Here is a 17453-nt window from a genome sequence, read left to right as displayed (position 1 = left end):
TTAAATACGGAAACAGCAGTGACGAATCGTGATGGGCGGCGCCGTGCTACGGCAGAGAAAACCAAGAGAGGTCGAAGCGTTGAGCGAGCTGGAAGGCACGATTGCCTCATCCGCAAAATTTACCAATATGATGATGCCGCTGCTGAAGAAAGACGGAACATCTGGCAACTGCGGTTGATCGAGAGATTGCTTACTCAAGGGATCCTGAGCATGGGTATGACACAGAGCTGGCTGGTCCTTATCCATCCCCGTGCAACCCGTCATCTCAATACTGTTCATCGCCGCTGATCCAGGACATGTATAAGCGGCTAAAGACAGCTGCATAAACAGCAGGCTCCATAGCATGATACATGCAGCAATGATCCGGGATGGACGAGACATTTTCATAAAATGGAAATAGTTGTTCAGTTCAATCGTAACGACTTCTTGTTTAGTATAGTCGTAGTTATTGATCAATCATTACATTGGATGCGATATTTAATGCTGATTAGGTGAATTTTATTTCATCTGATCAGCGTTAGATTCACTTTAGATTAGTGCCCCGCTAGGGTGATCCCTTCCTCATCGCCTCCATGTATGACACGATAGAGCAATGGTAATACTAACAAGGTGAGTAGCGTAGACGATAAAATACCGCCAATCACGACCGTTGCTAATGGGCGCTGTACTTCAGCGCCAGTCCCTATTGCAATCGCCATTGGAATAAAGCCTAGCGAAGCGACTAATGCAGTCATTAAGACAGGTCTTAAACGAGTTAAGGCACCCTCCTGAATTGCCGCGTCCAAATGCATGCCGTTGTCCCGCAAACTACGAATAAAGGCAATCATCACCAAACCGTTGAGGACGGCTACTCCAGACAAAGCAATGAAACCCACGCCTGCGGAGATCGAGAATGGAATGTCACGCAGCCAAAGTGCAGCTATGCCCCCAGTTAATGCGAATGGTACGCCGGTAAATACCAGCAAACCATCTTTAACATTATTGAACATAGTAAATAGCAATATAAAAACCAGCAATAGGGAAACGGGCACCACAATTTGTAGGCGTTTCGACGCAGATTGTAATTGCTCAAAAGTACCACCCCATGTGGTCCAATAGCCGGCTGGCATGGTTACTTTATCCTGAAGCTGTTGCTGAGCGTCTCCAATGAAGGAGCCAATATCCCGCCCACGTATATTGGCGGTCACAACGACATTGCGCTTACCATTTTCTCGGCTGACCTGATTAGGGCCGGGTGCTAAATCAAAGCTGGCAATATCCGCCAACTGTAGATATGCAGGTCGATTTTCCTTCTCTGGCGTTGGTAAGCGAATTGGCAGGCGCTTCATTGCATCGATATTACTGCGCATTTGTTCAGGCAAGCGTACTACTAGATCAAAACGTCGGTCACCTTGAAATATCGTCCCAGCCTCTTTACCTCCGATTGCTGTTCTGATGATTTCCTGTACATCGGCTATGTTGACCCCCATTCTCGCCGTCTTTTCACGATCAATCTGAATCGTCAGCACAGGTAATCCAGTAGTCTGTTCAACTTTGACATCCTCCGCTCCAGGGATTTTTCTCAACACACTAGCAATGCTGTTAGCCGTGCTATTCATGATGTTCATGTCGTCACCAAATACTTTGACTGCCACATCACTACGCACACCGGAAATCAATTCATTAAAGCGCATCTGAATCGGCTGGGTGAACTCATAGTTATTCCCAGGTACTTGCTCCACTGCGACCTGCATTGCTTTAATCAAATCGTCTTTACTGCGACCTGGATCGGGCCATGCCGACAGAGGTTTCAAGATGATGAAGGTGTCGGCCACACTGGGTGGCATAGGGTCTGTGGCAATTTCTGCTGTTCCTAATTTGCCAAATACTTTGTCTACCTCGGGAAACTGTTTGATTGTACGTTCCAATTCCATTTGCATCGCAATGGCTTGCGACAGGCTGGTGCCCGGAATTCTTAGCGCATGCAATGCAATGTCGCCTTCATTCAAGCTCGGGACAAATTCACTCCCCATGCGGCTTGCAAGTAAACCGCTGAGTAAAATCACAGTACCCGCAATTGTCAGAACTAATGTTTTGTTCATCATGGTAAATATCAGCATAGGCTGATAACCGCGTTTAGCCCAGGTCATTATTTTGCTTTCTTTCTCGCTGACCTTATCACCGATCAATAAAGCAACTGCAGCCGGAATAAACGTAATAGATAGAACCATCGCACCAATTAATGCCGTTACGACAGTAAAGGCCATGGGGTGGAACATTTTGCCTTCCACGCCAGTCAGTGCAAAAATGGGTAAATACACTACCATAATGATTAACTGACCGAAGAGTAACGGCCTGCGCGCTTCTTTGGCTGCAGCAAAGACTTCATGGTAACGCTCATTTAGAGTGAGTGAGCGTCCATTCACTGTTTGAGCATGAGCCAGCCGACGCACACAATTCTCTACAATCACGACAGCACCATCAATGATGATGCCGAAATCCAGGGCACCTAAGCTCATCAAATTAGCGCTTACCTTGTTACCAACCATACCGGTAAAGGTAAATAGCATAGCCAGAGGGATTACCAATGCTGTGATCAATGCAGCTCGGATATTCCCTAAAAATAAAAACAAAATTGCGACGACCAGTAACGCACCTTCAAGTAAATTTTTCTTTACTGTATCAATGGCTTTATCAACTAATACCGTCCGGTCATAGACTGTTTTGGCGACCACACCTTTCGGCAAACTACGATTGATCTCGTCGAGTTTTTTATCTACAGCTCGGGATACGGTACGACTGTTTTCACCGATCAGCATGAATACCGTACCAAGTACAACTTCATGTCCGTTCTCGGTTGCCGCTCCGGTACGTAACTCTTGACCTATACCCACGTCAGCGACGTCTTTGATACGAACCATACCAAATTGCTGATTTCCCAAGATAATATTACCGATATCGTTAAGCGAACTTACTTGACCAGGGGCACGTATCAAATACTGTTCACCACGCTTTTCAATATAGCCTGCACCGACATTGGCATTGTTGCGCTCTAACGCCGTGATGACGTCATCTAATGTCAATCCATGTGCCACGAGTTTTTCAGGATAAGGCGCTACTTGAAATTCTTTCGCGTAGCCACCAATCGTATTAATCTCCGTAACACCAGGTACATTGCGCAATTGCGGTTTGATGATCCAGTCTTGAATCTCACGTAAATCACTTGGTGTATATGGCGTACCATCAACCTTGACCGCGCCGTCAATGGTTTCAACCGTCCACATATATATTTCACCCAACCCGGTAGAAATCGGCCCCATACCAGGCGCTATACCGGTAGGTAATTGCCCTTTGGCTTCTTGTATGCGCTCATTCACTAATTGCCTGGCAAAATAAATGTCCGTACCTTCTTTGAAAATGATAGTGACCTGCGATAAACCATAACGAGATAATGATCTGGTTTGCTCAAGACGCGGTAAACCTGCCATCGCTGTCTCGATCGGAAACGTAATACGCTGTTCAGTCTCTAGCGGCGAGTATCCTGGTGCCGCGGTATTGACTTGTACCTGCACGTTGGTGATATCAGGAACAGCGTCAATCGGCAATTTTTGATAACTGAATATTCCCAACAGAGCCATTGCCAGTGTCAACATGAGTACTATCCAGCGCTGTACAATGGAGAACTGTATGATTTTTTCAAACATGCTGTTCTCCTTAATGGTCGTGGCTTGCGCCGGATTTGCCAATGTCAGCTTTAATTAAAAAACTGTTTTTAGAGGCATAGCGTTCACCTGCATGTAATCCCTTTATGATTTCTACGAATTTGCCGTCACTGCGTCCAAGTTTTACCGGACGCGCCTCAAAATTTTCCCCGTAGCGCCCGAAAACAGTACTGCTATCTTTCAGGCTTTGGATTGCCTCTACCGTCACAGCGACGGGCACTTCGGTTTCTTCTGATACCAAGTTGACACTCACTGGTAAACCAGGACGCCATAGTCCTTTGGTATTTACGAGGACGATATGGCCTATGGCTGCACGAGATTGGTCGCCAACTAACGATCCCACGTAAGACAGACTGCCGCTGGCCTCGATGTCCAATGCGGTTGCCATGATCTTGGCCTGTTGTCCGGTTTTAACGAGATTCAGATCTTTAGCAGGTATCTTTATCTCAACCCAGACACTGCTTAAATCAGCAACGATAAAAATCGGCGTATCGTCTTTCAGTGACTGCCCCATCGCAATGTGTTTCTCAGTCACCGTACCGGTGATCGGGGAACGAATTTCATAGCGGGTCAAATTACCATTGATATTTGCAGTAGCGCCTAACGAGCTAAGTTTTTGCTGAGCGCCTTGCAATATGATTTCTGTCTCTTGCATAGCATTGCGTGCTTGCAAATAATCTTGTTCTGCGGAGATTTTTTCTTCCCATAATTTTTTCTCACGCTCAAAAGTAGCGCGTGCCAAGCTGTAGCGCTTTTGCGCTGCGAGCAAATCGCTACGCTGATCTGCGAGTGTCTGGCTAGAAATTACGGCAAGTACCTGACCCTTTTGTACTTTGTCACCAGCATTCACTAAAACTGTTTCTACCAACCCGGTAAGCCGTGGCACGATTTGTACAATACGATCCTCATTAAAACGAACTTCTCCGACCAAACTAAGTGTGCTCTGTATTTTTTTAGGCCCCGCAACTGCCAGATCAACACCATTTTGTTTAAGCTGCATATCCGTCATATTGACCCTCGCCTCAACTTGCTCATAACCGAAGTGATAAGACTTACCGTCATATTGGGATGCAATACTGACCTTGAATGAATGGGGTTCCTCTACAACCGCATTACCCTTTATATAGTCTTTTTCGGGAGTGAAGCTGAACACTTGTGGCGTGCGTCCTAAACGCTCCAAGGTGAGCGTGACTGTACTGATGGCAGGTGGTAGTGCCTTCTCATTTTTATAGGCATAAAGCCGAAACTCAGGCTCTACGTTAGTTTCAAAAATAGCGACTTCAAGGCCGTATTCTCCTTGAGTAAATAATTTGCCGCCATGCGGTCCTTTTGCAATATTTTTTTGTTCTTCAGTAGTAGAGCGATTTTCTTTATCTGCATGTTCTTTACCTTCTGGGTGTTGCTGAGCGCCATGTTCAGCAATACTGCCGCTAGTTTTGTTTTTCATCAGAATCAAGCCGGCAAGAAGGACGCCGATTGCCAATACTATGGCAATCGCTATACGCTGTTTTTTGTTAAGTTGTATCGTCGGGTTCATGTGAGTTGCCTAGAATTTGGTTGAAGGACTTGCTTGCGATGTAGGGAGAGACATGCTTTGTGACACTGGTCGATTTGAAGTCAACGTAATATCACCTGTGAGACGCACAATCTCGGCTGCGGCACGATGTGTTTCGGACAAAGCTCTCAGATATTGAGATTTCGTTTGAAGTAAAGTGCGTTGAGCGTCTAAGACATCAAGGAAACTGAACTTGCCGAACTCATACCCTTTTAATACAGCTTCGTATGTACTCTGTGTACCCGGTATTAGCTCATTTTTTATTAATATGGTTTCTTCACGTGCAACACTTAAGCGCTGATATGCTTGCAACACCTCGCTATTGACTCTCCCTTCGGTAAGCGTCAATTCGTCACGGGCTTTGTCGGTTCTGCTCAATGCTTCTTGCAGATTGCCTTGGTTGCGGTCAAATAAAGGAATAGGTATTGCGATACCCAAAATCGCTTGATGGCGACCGAGTTGTTCATCACGTTTCGTACCAACACTCAGGGTCAGGTCGGGTAAACGACGCGTTCTTTCGATCTGAGATAACGCAAGGCGCCGCTCTATTTCCAGGCGAGCGCGCAACAAAACCGGGGCACGCCCTATGCTTGCTAATAATTCGGGCATTTCCGGTAGTGCTGGCAACTCAGATAGTTGACCGTTTATATACTCAACATCAGATAAGGATCCACCTAGGAGCGTGGCTAACCTCTGGCGCGCGTTGATCAGCTCGCTACTCGCTTGTACATATTCAAGTTGGATAGTAGATTCGGCTATGCGTGCCTTGGTCTCCTCCAAAGCAGCAACTTTTCCGAGAGTGACTTTTTTGACTACCGCTTGGGTCGCGGTTTGAGCCAGAACGGTAGAGCTGAATGCCAAACGCTGTCGTTCTTGTGTGATGACAACATCATAAAAATTAACCAATACTGCGGCAGATATTTCACTACGTTTGATGCTCAACTCAATTACTGAGGCGTCATGTTGCAGTTCTGCAGCAATCATGCGGGCAACGCGTTTCCCCCCTAGCTCTATTGGCTGATTTAGTTGCAAAGTAGTCGTTCTAGTCGCCTTTTTCGTATCCTCAACTAATGCTACGAGTTCTGGATTGACTAAGATGCCAGCTTGCCTTACAGCACCCACTTGAGCTTGCACCTCACGCATAGCCATGGCGATATCTGGATTGTTTTTTGTAGCTTTATCAAGCGCGGCGGCTAAACTGAGGCCACTAATTGGCTGATTCGTCTGTGAAAATGCAGGCGACAACACGCTACCCGCTAAAGCTAGCGATAAAAAAATATTTTGCATAGGATGATCCTGATAAGCAGAAAGAATCTGGAAAATTCCAGAAATTTTCAAATAATCGATAGGAAAAATCCAGCGCAGTCCTGTCTGGACTGTGCACCTAGCATGAACTAAGCGGCATAACTACTGAGAAGATAAAAAAGACAGGCTATCGCTGGAACTAAGCAGCGATCATCCATTTGGGGCGCAATGGTTTACCTAGATAAGGCGTATTTAGTTCTGAGGTCGTAGAGGGATGTTGATGGCTTACGAGCAAAGGATTAACCAGTTCGTTTTGCCAAGTGTAAGCCGCCAATGGACTATGAGTACAAGAAGCACAATCTGGGTGCGACGCTACTTTTTTTGTATCTGTATTTTTTTGATCATCTGTATTGTGGCTTGCCTCATGCTGATGGGGATGGTGACCAAAATGCTGTGATGTTTTGCCTGTCTCATGCATGCAATAAGCACTCGCCACCGTCCAGCTAAGCTGGAGAGTGAACGCAACAATGAGCATGAGAACAAATTTTTTAACCATACTCATTATTATAAACGAACTTTGATCTCACTCTATTTTGTAATAACAGTAGAGGCATTGCTGTGAGGTTCCAAATGGCGTTTGATATAGTTCAATGGTATTTTTTAACAGTTTAAATCTTGTTCCGAATTGTTCATGTAAAACATCTACATTCATACGGACTCTTCCGTCGACTAAAACACTTGTTAATTCTAATGACGATGCCCATGATGCAGATCAGGTGTATGAGGGTGCCGGTGCACTAATGATTCGTGTCTATGTCGATGGCTATGTACCCCTTGTGGCATGACTTCATGCGTGTGCGTATGGTGGCCGTCATCATGAGTATGAGCATGTTCATGGTCTATATTGTCGTGCTCATGGTCATGCTCGTGTTCTTCCAACAGATGTAAAGCGACACCTGCGATCATCAATAGGACTCCGCCAATCAGTAACGCACTGGTTTGCCTTTCGCCTAGTCCAAATGCGATGGCTGCGCCAATGAACGGTGCGCCGATCAGGAACAGGCCTACTCCGGCGTATAATGCCTTGGTAGCACGATTTGCAGATCCGGACATTTGGAATAAGGCACTTCAAGAGGTAGGAGAGCCGCCTTTAAGCTAATTTTACTTTTTTGGCGCGTTGGGCAAAAATAGCCAATATCATTCAAAACATTAATCGCATTTCAGAATTGGACCATTGAATCATTGCCAAGCGCATCTGCTCTTGCGGCGTAGAGCCAAAGCCAATCATTATTTTTAAATTTTCCGCTGTATAAAATCTTAGCGCATTAGCCAAAACGTCTTCTACTTCCTCGAATGTGCCCTCAATTCCATTTGCCCAGTCCACCCATTCCTTGCGTATGCGCGGTGACAGCGTTTTCGCATCAATATTGTCCAGTGCATATAATTTGTCCTTGAGTGTCGTTAAGATTCGCATCGGATCATGATTAAGCAGATCCAGTCCGGTAAGGTTACCAACCTTCTCAGCAACAGATTGTAATGGTCGCGCAGATGGGTTAGCAACGCGATGTCGGTCTCGCTCTTCTTGAGAGGCCTCCCGTGTCACTTCAACGAGATTGTCTCCACGCCGCGCCTTTTCGCGTAATACCTTAAAAACGCTTTGGCCTAAGGCATCCTTGAACGAGCGCAACGTAGCTTCCGACCATTTCACTCCTGTGGGGCGATTAAGTTGCTCGGCGATACGTGCTAGCAATGTCACTTTATTATCACGCACATGCTTCAATATATCGAGCTGATGCTTCAGGTGAGCTCTCTTTTCCTGCAGATTTGCCTTGATCGTAAAAGAGTCACCAAAAATCTTACGTCCGCAAATTCCACCAACGTTTGTCTCCTTCCCATCGACTGTGACAACAAGGTATCCCGATTGGTGTGGTGTTCTGCAACTGGATAAGCCGCAGGGATAAGGTTCGCCAAAGTGATAAGGTGCCAGAACCTCGGCTAACTCGGACTGTTTGGGGTCAAGCTGAGGACAGTATTGAGGCCGCTGCCTTAAATCTTCCGACGATTTAAGGGTGACCAACTGAGAAAAATCATCGAGTAGACCAGTCATCCACAATCCCAAGAGGCTGTATGAATGCACAGTATATCGTGTTTTTAATTGCGTAACCATCTAGAAGCACGGAAACAGACAAGCACCTGAAGCCCATCATTCCTTGACTATCAGTGTTAGAATAATAACTATTGTCTGATTTGCATTGTTCGGTCAAATTAATTTGCGGGGAACTACATGAAATTAATATCAGTATCCATCAAAAATTTCCGTTGCTATCGTGAAGAAATCACGGTCTCCATGGCAGACATGACGACCTTCGTTGGAAAGAACGATATAGGAAAGTCTTCAATTCTAGAGGCGCTGGAAATCTTCTTCAATAACGATACAGTCAAGATTGAGCAGAATGACGCAAATATTTATAGCGGTGAAAATTCAGTCGCGATTACATGTGAATTTTCCGACCTTCCTTCGAAGTTAAGTCTTGATGCTGGCGCGGAAACCAGTCTTGCGGCAGAATATCTTCTTTCCCCGACAGGCACGCTGAAAATCTTAAAGCTATTTGACTGCAGCAAAAAAACGCCGACTGCTGAGGTTTTTATACTCGCCAACCATCCAACTGCCACCGGAGTGGCAGACCTTCTCGATTTAAAAGAAAAAGAGCTGCAAAAGCTTATCAAAGACCACAACCTAGATGCGGCGCTTAAGGGGAATCCGGGTATGCGGCAGGCTCTTTGGGCTGCGGCAGCTGACTTGGAACTGAAGGAGGTCGCGATCTCAGTTACAAAACCGAAGGAAGACAGTAAACGTATTTGGGATCAGCTCGAAAACTACCTGCCGATGTACGCGCTGTTTCAAAGTGACCGTAGTAGCCGTGATTCTGACGGAGAAGTGCAAAATCCGATGAAGGCTGCTGTGGCCGCCGCTATTGCAGAAGTACAGGAGGATATCAATCGCATTCAGGAAAAGGTCAAAGAGAAGGCCGAATTGATCGCCAAAAGCACGCACGAAGCTTTAAAAACAATTGACCCCAATCTTGCCAAAGAACTGACCCCGCAATTTACACCGCCGACCGCAGCTAAATGGATAGGGCTATTTTCTGTTGGCATGGATACTGATGATGGCATTCCCTTAAATAAGCGTGGCAGCGGCGTCCGCCGTCTTGTTTTAGTTAGCTTTTTCAAGGCGGAAGCGGAGCGTCGCTTGAGGATTGGAACAAAACGAAGCATCATATATGCAATCGAAGAGCCAGAAACCGCCCAGCATCCGAACAACCAACGTATTCTCATAGAGTCATTCAAGGCGCTGTCTTCGGAGCAAGGATGTCAGGTACTGCTAACGACACACAGTCCTGGTTTTGCCTCCGATCTGCCAACTGATAGCATCAGATTTGTAACGCGCAATGATACGCTTCAGCCTGTTGTCAAAGATGGGGTTGACGTCTTTGGGCAGGTGGCTGAAACACTCGGCGTTGTACCTGACAGCCGCGTCAAAGTTCTTCTTTGCGTTGAGGGACCGACTGACGTGGCAGCGTTCAAATCTCTTAGCCGAGCGCTACACGCTGCTGATCAAAGTGTGCCGAACCTAGCTACAGACGAGCGAGTCGCATTTGTGTTACTCGGCGGATCGACGCTCAAACATTGGGTTGCACAACACTATCTGCGATCGCTGAATCGCCCGGAGGTTCACATTTATGATAGAGATGTTCCAGAATATGCTCAATCTGTCGCCAAGGTGAATCTGCGGACCGATGGTTCTTGGGCCGTGCAAACTAATAAACACGAGATTGAATGTTATTTGCATGCTGACGCTATCAAAGATGCCTTTGGCGTCGATATTGTGATTATTGACCGGCCTGGCGCCGATGGAAAAGCCGTTCCGAAGTTATTTGCCGAAGCATATTCAGTACAGCAACAATTTGATGGCACTATGGGGGACAGCAAAGCAAAGCTGTGTCTTGCGGAGAAAGCATTTCCGTTAATGACAGCTGAACGGTTGGCGGCAAGAGATGCTGAAGGTGAAGTGGAAGGTTGGTTCCGGAGGATTGGGCGAATGCTTTAATCAGCCGTCAGCAAGTTTATACAAGGGTTAGCACAATAAAATTAAGTACTCATCTAACTTTTTGGCGAAAATTTCTTGAGTCTCCCACCTTTGGAACAAATTTATGCAAACCAACAAAGCAAAAAAATTTCTTGATTCCTGTTTTAAATCATTGACTTAACGTCATTTTGACGAAAAAATAAGAATCCCAGCCGGACCTCAACTCGTTGACGAGTGACCTAAAGGTCTGGCCATAACCGCCTCGGCAATATCCATCGTTTCCCTGTTCGCCGTTTTGCTGATCGTCATCCCGCGTGAATCGCTCAAGCAAATTTTTGGGGGGACATGCCCGCTATGCCAAAGGTAATAGGGCGATTTCGTTCTACCGCTGCGTCGCGGAGAATTATCCCAAGGGCGAAGAGAATAGGTATATTAGTGACGTCGAGGGCATGGAAATCGTCGTGCTATGCCGGCAGAAATTGGAACAGCAATGCACGATCAGTCATTGCCTGTCGATAAAGTCACTGTGGGTCACGCGCGCGCCGGTTGGCTGCTGATGTTTGCCTCAGGCTTTACCGCTCTGGCGCTGGCCGCTAAATCTTTTTTTGACTAAAGAGAGGCGCGATGGGGCTCAAGGAATGACTTGTATGTCTACATAAAAGACATATTTGACAAAAACTGGACGCCGCCAGCACTTAGTAAAATTCGTCATTTGCATATGCCTGTAGGCGCTTCACATCTGATCAGAATGGATGAAATTAGCGCCATCAGTATTAAAGACTTACGTGCGTTGATGGGGGATCGTCGGAGTAAATTTCGAATAAGCCCTTTACACAAAATTCAGGACATCCTCGCCGAAACAAGTATCTGATAACCATATTCTCTTTGCGCTTGAATTTGCGGTGCTATACCGAACACGATACGTTCAACAATAGAGACTTCATCAAATAAGCGCCAGATAAATTATCTTAAATTCAGATTGATCACTTAGATATAGCTTTCTACACGTCACGTCTCTAGCTGGTGTTGATGAAGAAATATGAATAGACTAATCCGATAGACTCCTCCAAAAACATGCAGTTTAAAAATATCTCTGATCATGACATTGAACAGACCATGCTCAGCATGAATCATCATGCCTCAGCTTCAAATCAGCATACGAGGTAATTTCGAAGTAACTACAATCATGCCAACATCGTATTGCACTTAGAAATTGAATTCGCCGAATGAGATAAGACCTAGGAACACGAGTAGTTTTTCTACCGATACAGGATAGCGATGCACTTACCGTTGAATCACACCATTTTTTCCCACAACGGTTAACTCCACAAATTTTGATCCCTCGTGTGAACTTGGCGTATATGTCACTTTCACTCCCCCAAGATCAAAGTTACGCATGCTATTGAATGCCGCAATCAATTTTTCTTTGTTGACGGATGGCCCAGCGCGTCGCAAGCCCTCTGTCAATAATTTTGCCGCGACAAAACCCTCTAACGTCGCGTAGGAAAGCGGCGGTGGATTATCCATTCCTTTTAAGACATGCTGGAATTCTCTGACGACTAGTACACCAATATCCTTCGGATAAGGCATAACCTGCATAATGCCGACACCCCGACCATCATCGCCAAGTGACTTAAAAAAACTATCGGAACTAACGTTAGATAACATTAAAAATCTAGGATAGAAATTTCTCGTGTGAATTTGCTTCACAAAGTCCGCACATACTGATGGGGTACATGCCATTAGTACGGCTTGTGGATTCGCAGAGGCAATCAAATTCACCGCGCCGTCTATTTTTAAGTCCTTTCTGTCGTAACTTGCTTCAACTAAGGCTTTAACACGATTTAAAGCTAAACTCTGTTTGAAGCCAACCAGTCCATCTTTTCCGAACGAATCGTCCTGATACAAAATAGCAATCCGGTTTATCCCCAAAGGCATCAAAGTTTCCACCATTTTTTTAGTTTCGTCCTGATAACTGGCACGCAAATGAAAGAGGTAAGGATTGAGGGGTTGATGTAATACCTGAGCGCCAGAAAACGGTGCAATCATGGGAATTTTTTCAGATATAAGTAATGGTAGTGCAGCCTCTACCGTGGGTGTACTACGGTAACCAAACAAAGCTAATGCGTGGTCTTCTTTAATTAATTTTTCTGTATTTGCTCTTGTAAGATCTGGTTTTCGCTTGTCATCGTATGTTTTTAGTTCGATTTGACGTCCATAAACGCCTCCTTGAGAATTGATCCATTTAAAATAGGCTTGAGCACCTTCCCTATTTTCTTTTCCTGTTGCCTCTCCTGATAATTCGACAGACTGACCAATCACAATTTTTTCTAGGGTTGTTTTATCAGCGGCTTGTGCGGAGTTGAAAAAAACAGCTAAAGCAAGAACGAATATTGTTTTCATTATTATTGTCTCCTGATATTTATAGGTTAATTTTTTACTAGTTTGCATCGTCAAAATGAAACGAATGTGTACAAAAAAATGCCCGCGAAAGCGGGCAAAAGACAAGTCTATAATTTCATAAAAAATCACATACCTTGTTCGACAAATTGCGCTGGGCGCCATTTCAATAATTTATTTTCTATCGCAGTCAGCAAATATTCGGCAGCGAGTGCCACAATAGCCAGGACGATCATTGCGGCAAACACGCCCGCAGCATTAAACGTACCTTGGGCAGTTGCAATTAATAAACCAATACCATGCCTGGCGCCAAGAAATTCACCGACAACTGCACCGACTAAAGCAAAACCAAAACTAACGTGTAAGCTCGCCAAAATCCAAGTCAATGCCGACGGAAATACGACGGAGAACGTTACCTGTCTCTTACTCGCGCCAAGAATGTAAGCGTTGGCAATAAGATTTTTATCTGCTTCACGAACACCTTGAAACGCGTTACCGAAGACAACAAAAAAAACCATGACTACGGCAAGTGCCACTTTGGATCCCATTCCCAATCCAAACATAATGATAAATATTGATCCCAAGACGACCCTCGGAATTGCATTCGCGACTTTGATGTAAATACTAAATACATCGGCTGCCAGTTTGTTACGGCCAAGTGCAATACCAAAAAATATTCCGAGTAAACTTCCAATTAAAAATCCCAGAACCGTCTCTTCCATTGTCACCATTAACTCACGCCATAAAGGTCCCTGAGCCGTTCCTTCAGTAAGCCAAATTACTAATTGTTCGTAAATTGCTGATGGTTTTGAAAAGAAAAAGACATCCATTAATCCCCAATTAACTGCCAATTCCCATCCGGTCAACGTAGCAACAGCTAAAGCAATCCGCAAAAATATGACTAGCCGCTTATGATTAGTTGCTCGAGCAATAGCTTTTCTTTCCTCGTCGCCGCTGGCGGACTGATTCAAAGTTTGTTTTATAGTTGAAGTGTTCATAGTCATTAATTCCATTTTAGATTTGCACTTCATCTTTTAAATCAGACCAAATCTGCTTGGAGAGATGAATAAATTCATTGGTATAGCGAGCTTCAGAAACATCTCGCGGACGTGCTAACGGAATTTCATAACTACTCTTCACGGATCCAGGGCCCTTAGACAGAACAATCACACGATCTGCCAGTGCAATCGCCTCTTCTATATCATGAGTCACAAACACAACCGATGCTTTTTTCTCAGACCAAAGCCCAAGTAACTCCTCCTGCATCAATGCGCGCGTCTGCACATCCAATGCTGAAAAAGGCTCGTCCATCAACAATATTTTGGGTTCATTAATAAACGTTTGAGCCAGCGCAACACGCTTTCGCATACCACCGGATAGTTGATGTGGATAATGATGCTCAAATCCAGACAACCCGACTCGACGAACCCATTCTGCCGCCATACCTTGAGCCGTTTGCTTATCGACACCACGATAAATAGGGCCAATTGCTACGTTATCGATCACGTTTTTCCATGGAAACACAGCATCTGCCTGAAAAACAAATCCGATGTTTGGATCGATACCCATAACAGGTTTACCAAAGACCCTGACGCTCCCAGATGAAGGCGGGTTAAGACCAGTAATCATGCCTAGCGTCGTTGATTTTCCGCATCCGGTTGGGCCAACAATGGCGCAAAAATCTCCCTCGTTGACAGTCAAACTAAAATCTTTTAAAGCCAGCGTTACTTTTCCAGACGGACTGATAAATTTTCTACTGACATTGGTCAACTCAATTGCAACGTTTTTCATTATTTTGCAGCTTTCACAAAATCAGAAGTAAAAGTATTCGCCAGATTGATCGACTTTCCTTGCACTGCCTTATCGAAACCGTTTAGTACTTTCAAAACGGTTGCGGGGCCATTTTCTGGCATCACGCCATCAGATGTAAACATCAGTTTGCTAGCCTCTAATGCATCGATATACATTTGTTTATTGGAGGCGTAATAATCAGCGGGCATTTTTTCCGCAATTTCTTTTGCCGTATGCGTTTTGATGTACTTTAAGGTTTTAACGAACGCATTTACAATTTTCTGGACTTGGTCTTTATGCGTACTCACCCAAGCAGTTGGCATATATAAACATGCTGCAGGATAGGTTCCGCCTAACGCTGCCTCGGTTTCTTTGACCGTACGAAGATCAACCAAAATAGTTGCTGCTCCTGTCGATACCAGGCGAGATATAGTCGGTTCAGTCGTCATACCTGCGTCAATTTTGTTTTGTGCCATTGCAGCGATAAACGTAGATCCGGCACCGACAGGCAAAGTAGTGAATTCGCTGTTTTTAATACCTGCTTTAGCCGCAAGATATTGCGTCAAGAAATTTGTAGAGGATCCTAAGCCTGTAACGCCTAAGGTCTTTCCTTTAAAATCAGCAGGAGATTTAATATCCTTAGCCGCAGCTTTAGACACTAATATGACTTCGCCTGGAGCTTGACTGAACTGCACAACTGATTGCACCAATTTCCCACGTGCTTGCAAATCAATGGTGTGATCATAAAATCCGACTACCCCTTGAGCCGCACCGGATAACATTTCTGTCTCTGCATTCACTCCCGCAGGCTCGCTCAGGAGTTCGATATCAAGACCGGTTTCCTTAAGATAGCCAAGTTGCTCTGCCAGTTTGGCCGGAAGATATATTTGTTTTTCTATACCGCCTACCATTATGGTGATTTTTTCTGCGGCAATTGAGTTCAGACTGGCGGTTAGCAAAATTGCTAACGCCACAGGCTTCAATAATAATTTCATGGTTGTCTCCGTTTTTATATTTGACTGCTACTTTATTGTGGCTTATTGATTCCTTCATTTAGCTTTCACTAAATAATAATTCTGTATAGGGACGATGAATGACTTACGCTAACTCGACTTATTTTGAATATCGCTATTAGAATTTAATTAGCTAAAAATAGAGGGCGCCCTAAATAGCCCTCTACTGATGTCAATTCGATTGATTAATAAAGCAGATTAAAATTTGAACCGCATACCAACGGCATATTCATTTTGGGAATTAAATCCATTAGCTTGAGAGGCTAAATAAGTACCGTCAGTGTTCAGACGATCTAAAGCAAAGTAAAGCTCTGTGCGCTTGTCAAAATGATAGAACGCTGAACCATACCAAGTCTTACGCTTCCCTGTTGCAGTCTTCGTTGCATTGCCTGTATTCGCATAGGCATTCAGGACATAACCACTACCATTGACAGCGGCGTTCTCTGCATTCATTGTTTGCCAGCCTAATTCATAGTCGAAGTTGCCAGCAGGTGTGAATTTAGCGGACAGCGTATACGCTTTGTCGCTACGATTGCCAATAGCTAGTGGTTGATCTGCTTTATAACTGATATAGCCAGCATTGAGGCGCATCATGCCGAATTGGTAGTTTCCGCCAATGGAATAAGATGAATGCGTATAGCCATTGACGTTAGCTGAGTTATAGAATCCTGAAACATTGACGTCGCCACCGTTATAAGCCAATCCCAAAGATTTGGTTGTCCCAGTTGTTGTGTCTCCAGGAATACCGCCAACCTGATAACCCACACCGGCAACTATATTACCGAACTCTTTTTTCCAAACAATACCTTTATCGTAACGGGTACCCGTAGCACTACCGGAATAGAAAATTAATTGCTTGAAATCATTATTATTAGAATACCCGCCCTCATCTAAAGTGACTGCTGCCGTTCCATATGGATCACCATAAATTTTTGAGAATTCACGTGCGAGTGTATTCTGACGACCAAAAGTCAGCTTGCCCAGGCTATCACTTTGCACACCAAGCCAAGCATCTCGATTAAACAAAACACCAGGGGTATCCATGCTCCCGGTAGGCAACTCATACTCGCTTTCCAGTTTAAAAATAGCTTTTAACCCGTCAGTATCTTTTAAAGCATGTTCACCTTCAATGCCCCAACGATTGCCACTAAACCAAGCGACAGACATATCCTTCTGGCTATTGCCGGCTTTATCTGCGTTACTCTTACTACTGAGACTTAAATCAATCAAGCCATACAAGCGAACCGTATCGCCACCACTTTTATAAACGAGTCCCTCTCCTGCGGGCTGGCTGACGGTTGCGGACTTCTTGCTTACCTCCACTGCCTCTTTAGCAGCAACCGTAGCTTGCTGAATTTGTGCTAAGGCATCTTGCGCCTGTTGAGCTGCTTTTTGTGCATCAGCGGCCGCTTTTTGTGCTTGAGCCAATGCTTGCTGTAAATCCTGAACTGATTGCGCTTGAACTGAGCCCGCTAGTACACCTAAAATGGCCATAGCCATTAACTTTTTTTTCATTTGAATGTCTCCTGATTAATGAAGTCGTATCTCACATACCTATTAGTTGGTTGCGTGAGCCTACGGGGACCAATGTAGTTGGATGAAGCCTTCTATCAGCCTTCAATAGACATCGTGTGGATAAAATGAAACGGGGAAGAAGGTTT

Annotated in this window: 14 protein-coding genes and 1 pseudogene; 3 read left to right on the top strand and 12 right to left on the bottom strand. The window is 44.9% G+C overall.

Annotated features, from left to right (window positions below; translation table 11 throughout):
- The 7 genes from ACO0K3_RS03030 to ACO0K3_RS03000 all read right to left on the bottom strand — a co-directional run bounded on the left by ACO0K3_RS03030 (nt 1) and on the right by ACO0K3_RS03000 (nt 8608).
- Complete coding sequence (locus ACO0K3_RS03030; RefSeq protein ID WP_422981753.1) at nt 1–456, bottom strand: hypothetical protein; 456 nt, start codon at nt 454–456, stop codon at nt 1–3.
- 77 nt (nt 457–533) lie between these two features.
- Nucleotides 534–3683, bottom strand: coding sequence for an efflux RND transporter permease subunit (locus ACO0K3_RS03025; protein ID WP_422981751.1), 3150 nt, complete (start codon nt 3681–3683; stop codon nt 534–536).
- 10 nt (nt 3684–3693) lie between these two features.
- A complete protein-coding gene (locus tag ACO0K3_RS03020; RefSeq protein WP_422981749.1) occupies nt 3694–5238 on the bottom strand; it encodes an efflux RND transporter periplasmic adaptor subunit in 1545 nt (514 codons plus the stop codon).
- Nucleotides 5239–5247: 9 nt separating this feature from the next.
- Nucleotides 5248–6543: a TolC family protein gene (locus ACO0K3_RS03015; RefSeq protein ID WP_422981747.1), complete on the bottom strand. Its 1296-nt coding sequence runs from the start codon at nt 6541–6543 to the stop codon at nt 5248–5250.
- A 157-nt stretch (nt 6544–6700) separates the two neighbouring features.
- The gene (locus ACO0K3_RS03010) at nt 6701–7057 is read right to left on the bottom strand and encodes a hypothetical protein (protein WP_422981745.1); all 357 of its coding nucleotides are present in this window, start codon (nt 7055–7057) and stop codon (nt 6701–6703) included.
- 191 nt (nt 7058–7248) lie between these two features.
- Nucleotides 7249–7614 (bottom strand): hypothetical protein, encoded by a 366-nt coding sequence (locus ACO0K3_RS03005; protein WP_422981743.1) that lies wholly within the window; start codon nt 7612–7614, stop codon nt 7249–7251.
- Between the two features lie 88 nt (nt 7615–7702).
- Nucleotides 7703–8608 carry a hypothetical protein gene (locus ACO0K3_RS03000; RefSeq protein ID WP_422981741.1) on the bottom strand — a complete coding sequence of 302 codons (906 nt, stop codon included), beginning with the start codon at nt 8606–8608 and terminating at the stop codon, nt 7703–7705.
- A gap of 177 nt (nt 8609–8785) precedes the next feature.
- Here ACO0K3_RS03000 and ACO0K3_RS02995 point away from each other — a divergent pair, with 177 nt between their 5' ends.
- The 3 genes and pseudogenes from ACO0K3_RS02995 to ACO0K3_RS02985 form a co-directional block, all read left to right on the top strand.
- Nucleotides 8786–10609: an ATP-binding protein gene (locus tag ACO0K3_RS02995; RefSeq protein ID WP_422981739.1), complete on the top strand. Its 1824-nt coding sequence runs from the start codon at nt 8786–8788 to the stop codon at nt 10607–10609.
- A gap of 469 nt (nt 10610–11078) precedes the next feature.
- On the top strand, nt 11079–11201 hold the full coding sequence (locus ACO0K3_RS02990) for a hypothetical protein (RefSeq protein WP_422981737.1): 123 nt from the start codon (nt 11079–11081) through the stop codon (nt 11199–11201).
- 72 nt (nt 11202–11273) lie between these two features.
- A pseudogene (locus tag ACO0K3_RS02985) lies at nt 11274–11459 on the top strand (hypothetical protein); the annotation flags it as partial.
- Between the two features lie 413 nt (nt 11460–11872).
- Here ACO0K3_RS02985 and ACO0K3_RS02980 read toward each other — a convergent pair.
- The 5 genes from ACO0K3_RS02980 to ACO0K3_RS02960 form a co-directional block, all read right to left on the bottom strand.
- On the bottom strand, nt 11873–12991 hold the full coding sequence (locus tag ACO0K3_RS02980; RefSeq protein ID WP_422981735.1) for an ABC transporter substrate-binding protein: 1119 nt from the start codon (nt 12989–12991) through the stop codon (nt 11873–11875).
- A 125-nt stretch (nt 12992–13116) separates the two neighbouring features.
- Nucleotides 13117–13986 (bottom strand): ABC transporter permease, encoded by an 870-nt coding sequence (locus ACO0K3_RS02975; RefSeq protein ID WP_422981733.1) that lies wholly within the window; start codon nt 13984–13986, stop codon nt 13117–13119.
- Nucleotides 13987–14002: 16 nt separating this feature from the next.
- Nucleotides 14003–14779: an ABC transporter ATP-binding protein gene (locus tag ACO0K3_RS02970; protein WP_422981731.1), complete on the bottom strand. Its 777-nt coding sequence runs from the start codon at nt 14777–14779 to the stop codon at nt 14003–14005.
- The gene (locus ACO0K3_RS02965) at nt 14779–15774 is read right to left on the bottom strand and encodes an ABC transporter substrate-binding protein (RefSeq protein WP_422981729.1); all 996 of its coding nucleotides are present in this window, start codon (nt 15772–15774) and stop codon (nt 14779–14781) included. Before ACO0K3_RS02965 ends, ACO0K3_RS02970 begins: the two co-directional genes overlap by 1 nt.
- Nucleotides 15775–15990: 216 nt before the next feature.
- A complete protein-coding gene (locus tag ACO0K3_RS02960) occupies nt 15991–17307 on the bottom strand; it encodes a porin (protein ID WP_422981727.1) in 1317 nt (438 codons plus the stop codon).
- Between the last annotated feature and the right edge of the window lie 146 nt (nt 17308–17453).

The sequence above is a fragment of the Undibacterium sp. Rencai35W genome, assembly GCF_049340185.1.
Lineage (GTDB): Bacteria > Pseudomonadota > Gammaproteobacteria > Burkholderiales > Burkholderiaceae_D > Undibacterium.
This window is presented reverse-complemented; position numbering and strand designations above follow the sequence as displayed.

Excerpts from the sequence above, each read along its gene's own strand:
- ACO0K3_RS03020 (WP_422981749.1), bottom strand. The coding sequence starts at position 5,238 with ATGAACCCGACGATACAACTTAACAAAAAACAGCGTATAGCGATTGCC.
- ACO0K3_RS03010 (WP_422981745.1), bottom strand. The coding sequence starts at position 7,057 with ATGGTTAAAAAATTTGTTCTCATGCTCATTGTTGCGTTCACTCTCCAG.
- ACO0K3_RS02990 (WP_422981737.1), top strand. The coding sequence starts at position 11,079 with ATGCACGATCAGTCATTGCCTGTCGATAAAGTCACTGTGGGTCACGCG.
- ACO0K3_RS02965 (WP_422981729.1), bottom strand. The coding sequence starts at position 15,774 with ATGAAATTATTATTGAAGCCTGTGGCGTTAGCAATTTTGCTAACCGCC.
- ACO0K3_RS03005 (WP_422981743.1), bottom strand. The coding sequence starts at position 7,614 with ATGTCCGGATCTGCAAATCGTGCTACCAAGGCATTATACGCCGGAGTA.
- ACO0K3_RS02975 (WP_422981733.1), bottom strand. The coding sequence starts at position 13,986 with ATGAACACTTCAACTATAAAACAAACTTTGAATCAGTCCGCCAGCGGC.
- ACO0K3_RS03000 (WP_422981741.1), bottom strand. The coding sequence starts at position 8,608 with ATGACTGGTCTACTCGATGATTTTTCTCAGTTGGTCACCCTTAAATCG.
- ACO0K3_RS02995 (WP_422981739.1), top strand. The coding sequence starts at position 8,786 with ATGAAATTAATATCAGTATCCATCAAAAATTTCCGTTGCTATCGTGAA.
- ACO0K3_RS03025 (WP_422981751.1), bottom strand. The coding sequence starts at position 3,683 with ATGTTTGAAAAAATCATACAGTTCTCCATTGTACAGCGCTGGATAGTA.
- ACO0K3_RS02980 (WP_422981735.1), bottom strand. The coding sequence starts at position 12,991 with ATGAAAACAATATTCGTTCTTGCTTTAGCTGTTTTTTTCAACTCCGCA.
- ACO0K3_RS03015 (WP_422981747.1), bottom strand. The coding sequence starts at position 6,543 with ATGCAAAATATTTTTTTATCGCTAGCTTTAGCGGGTAGCGTGTTGTCG.
- ACO0K3_RS02960 (WP_422981727.1), bottom strand. The coding sequence starts at position 17,307 with ATGAAAAAAAAGTTAATGGCTATGGCCATTTTAGGTGTACTAGCGGGC.
- ACO0K3_RS02970 (WP_422981731.1), bottom strand. The coding sequence starts at position 14,779 with ATGAAAAACGTTGCAATTGAGTTGACCAATGTCAGTAGAAAATTTATC.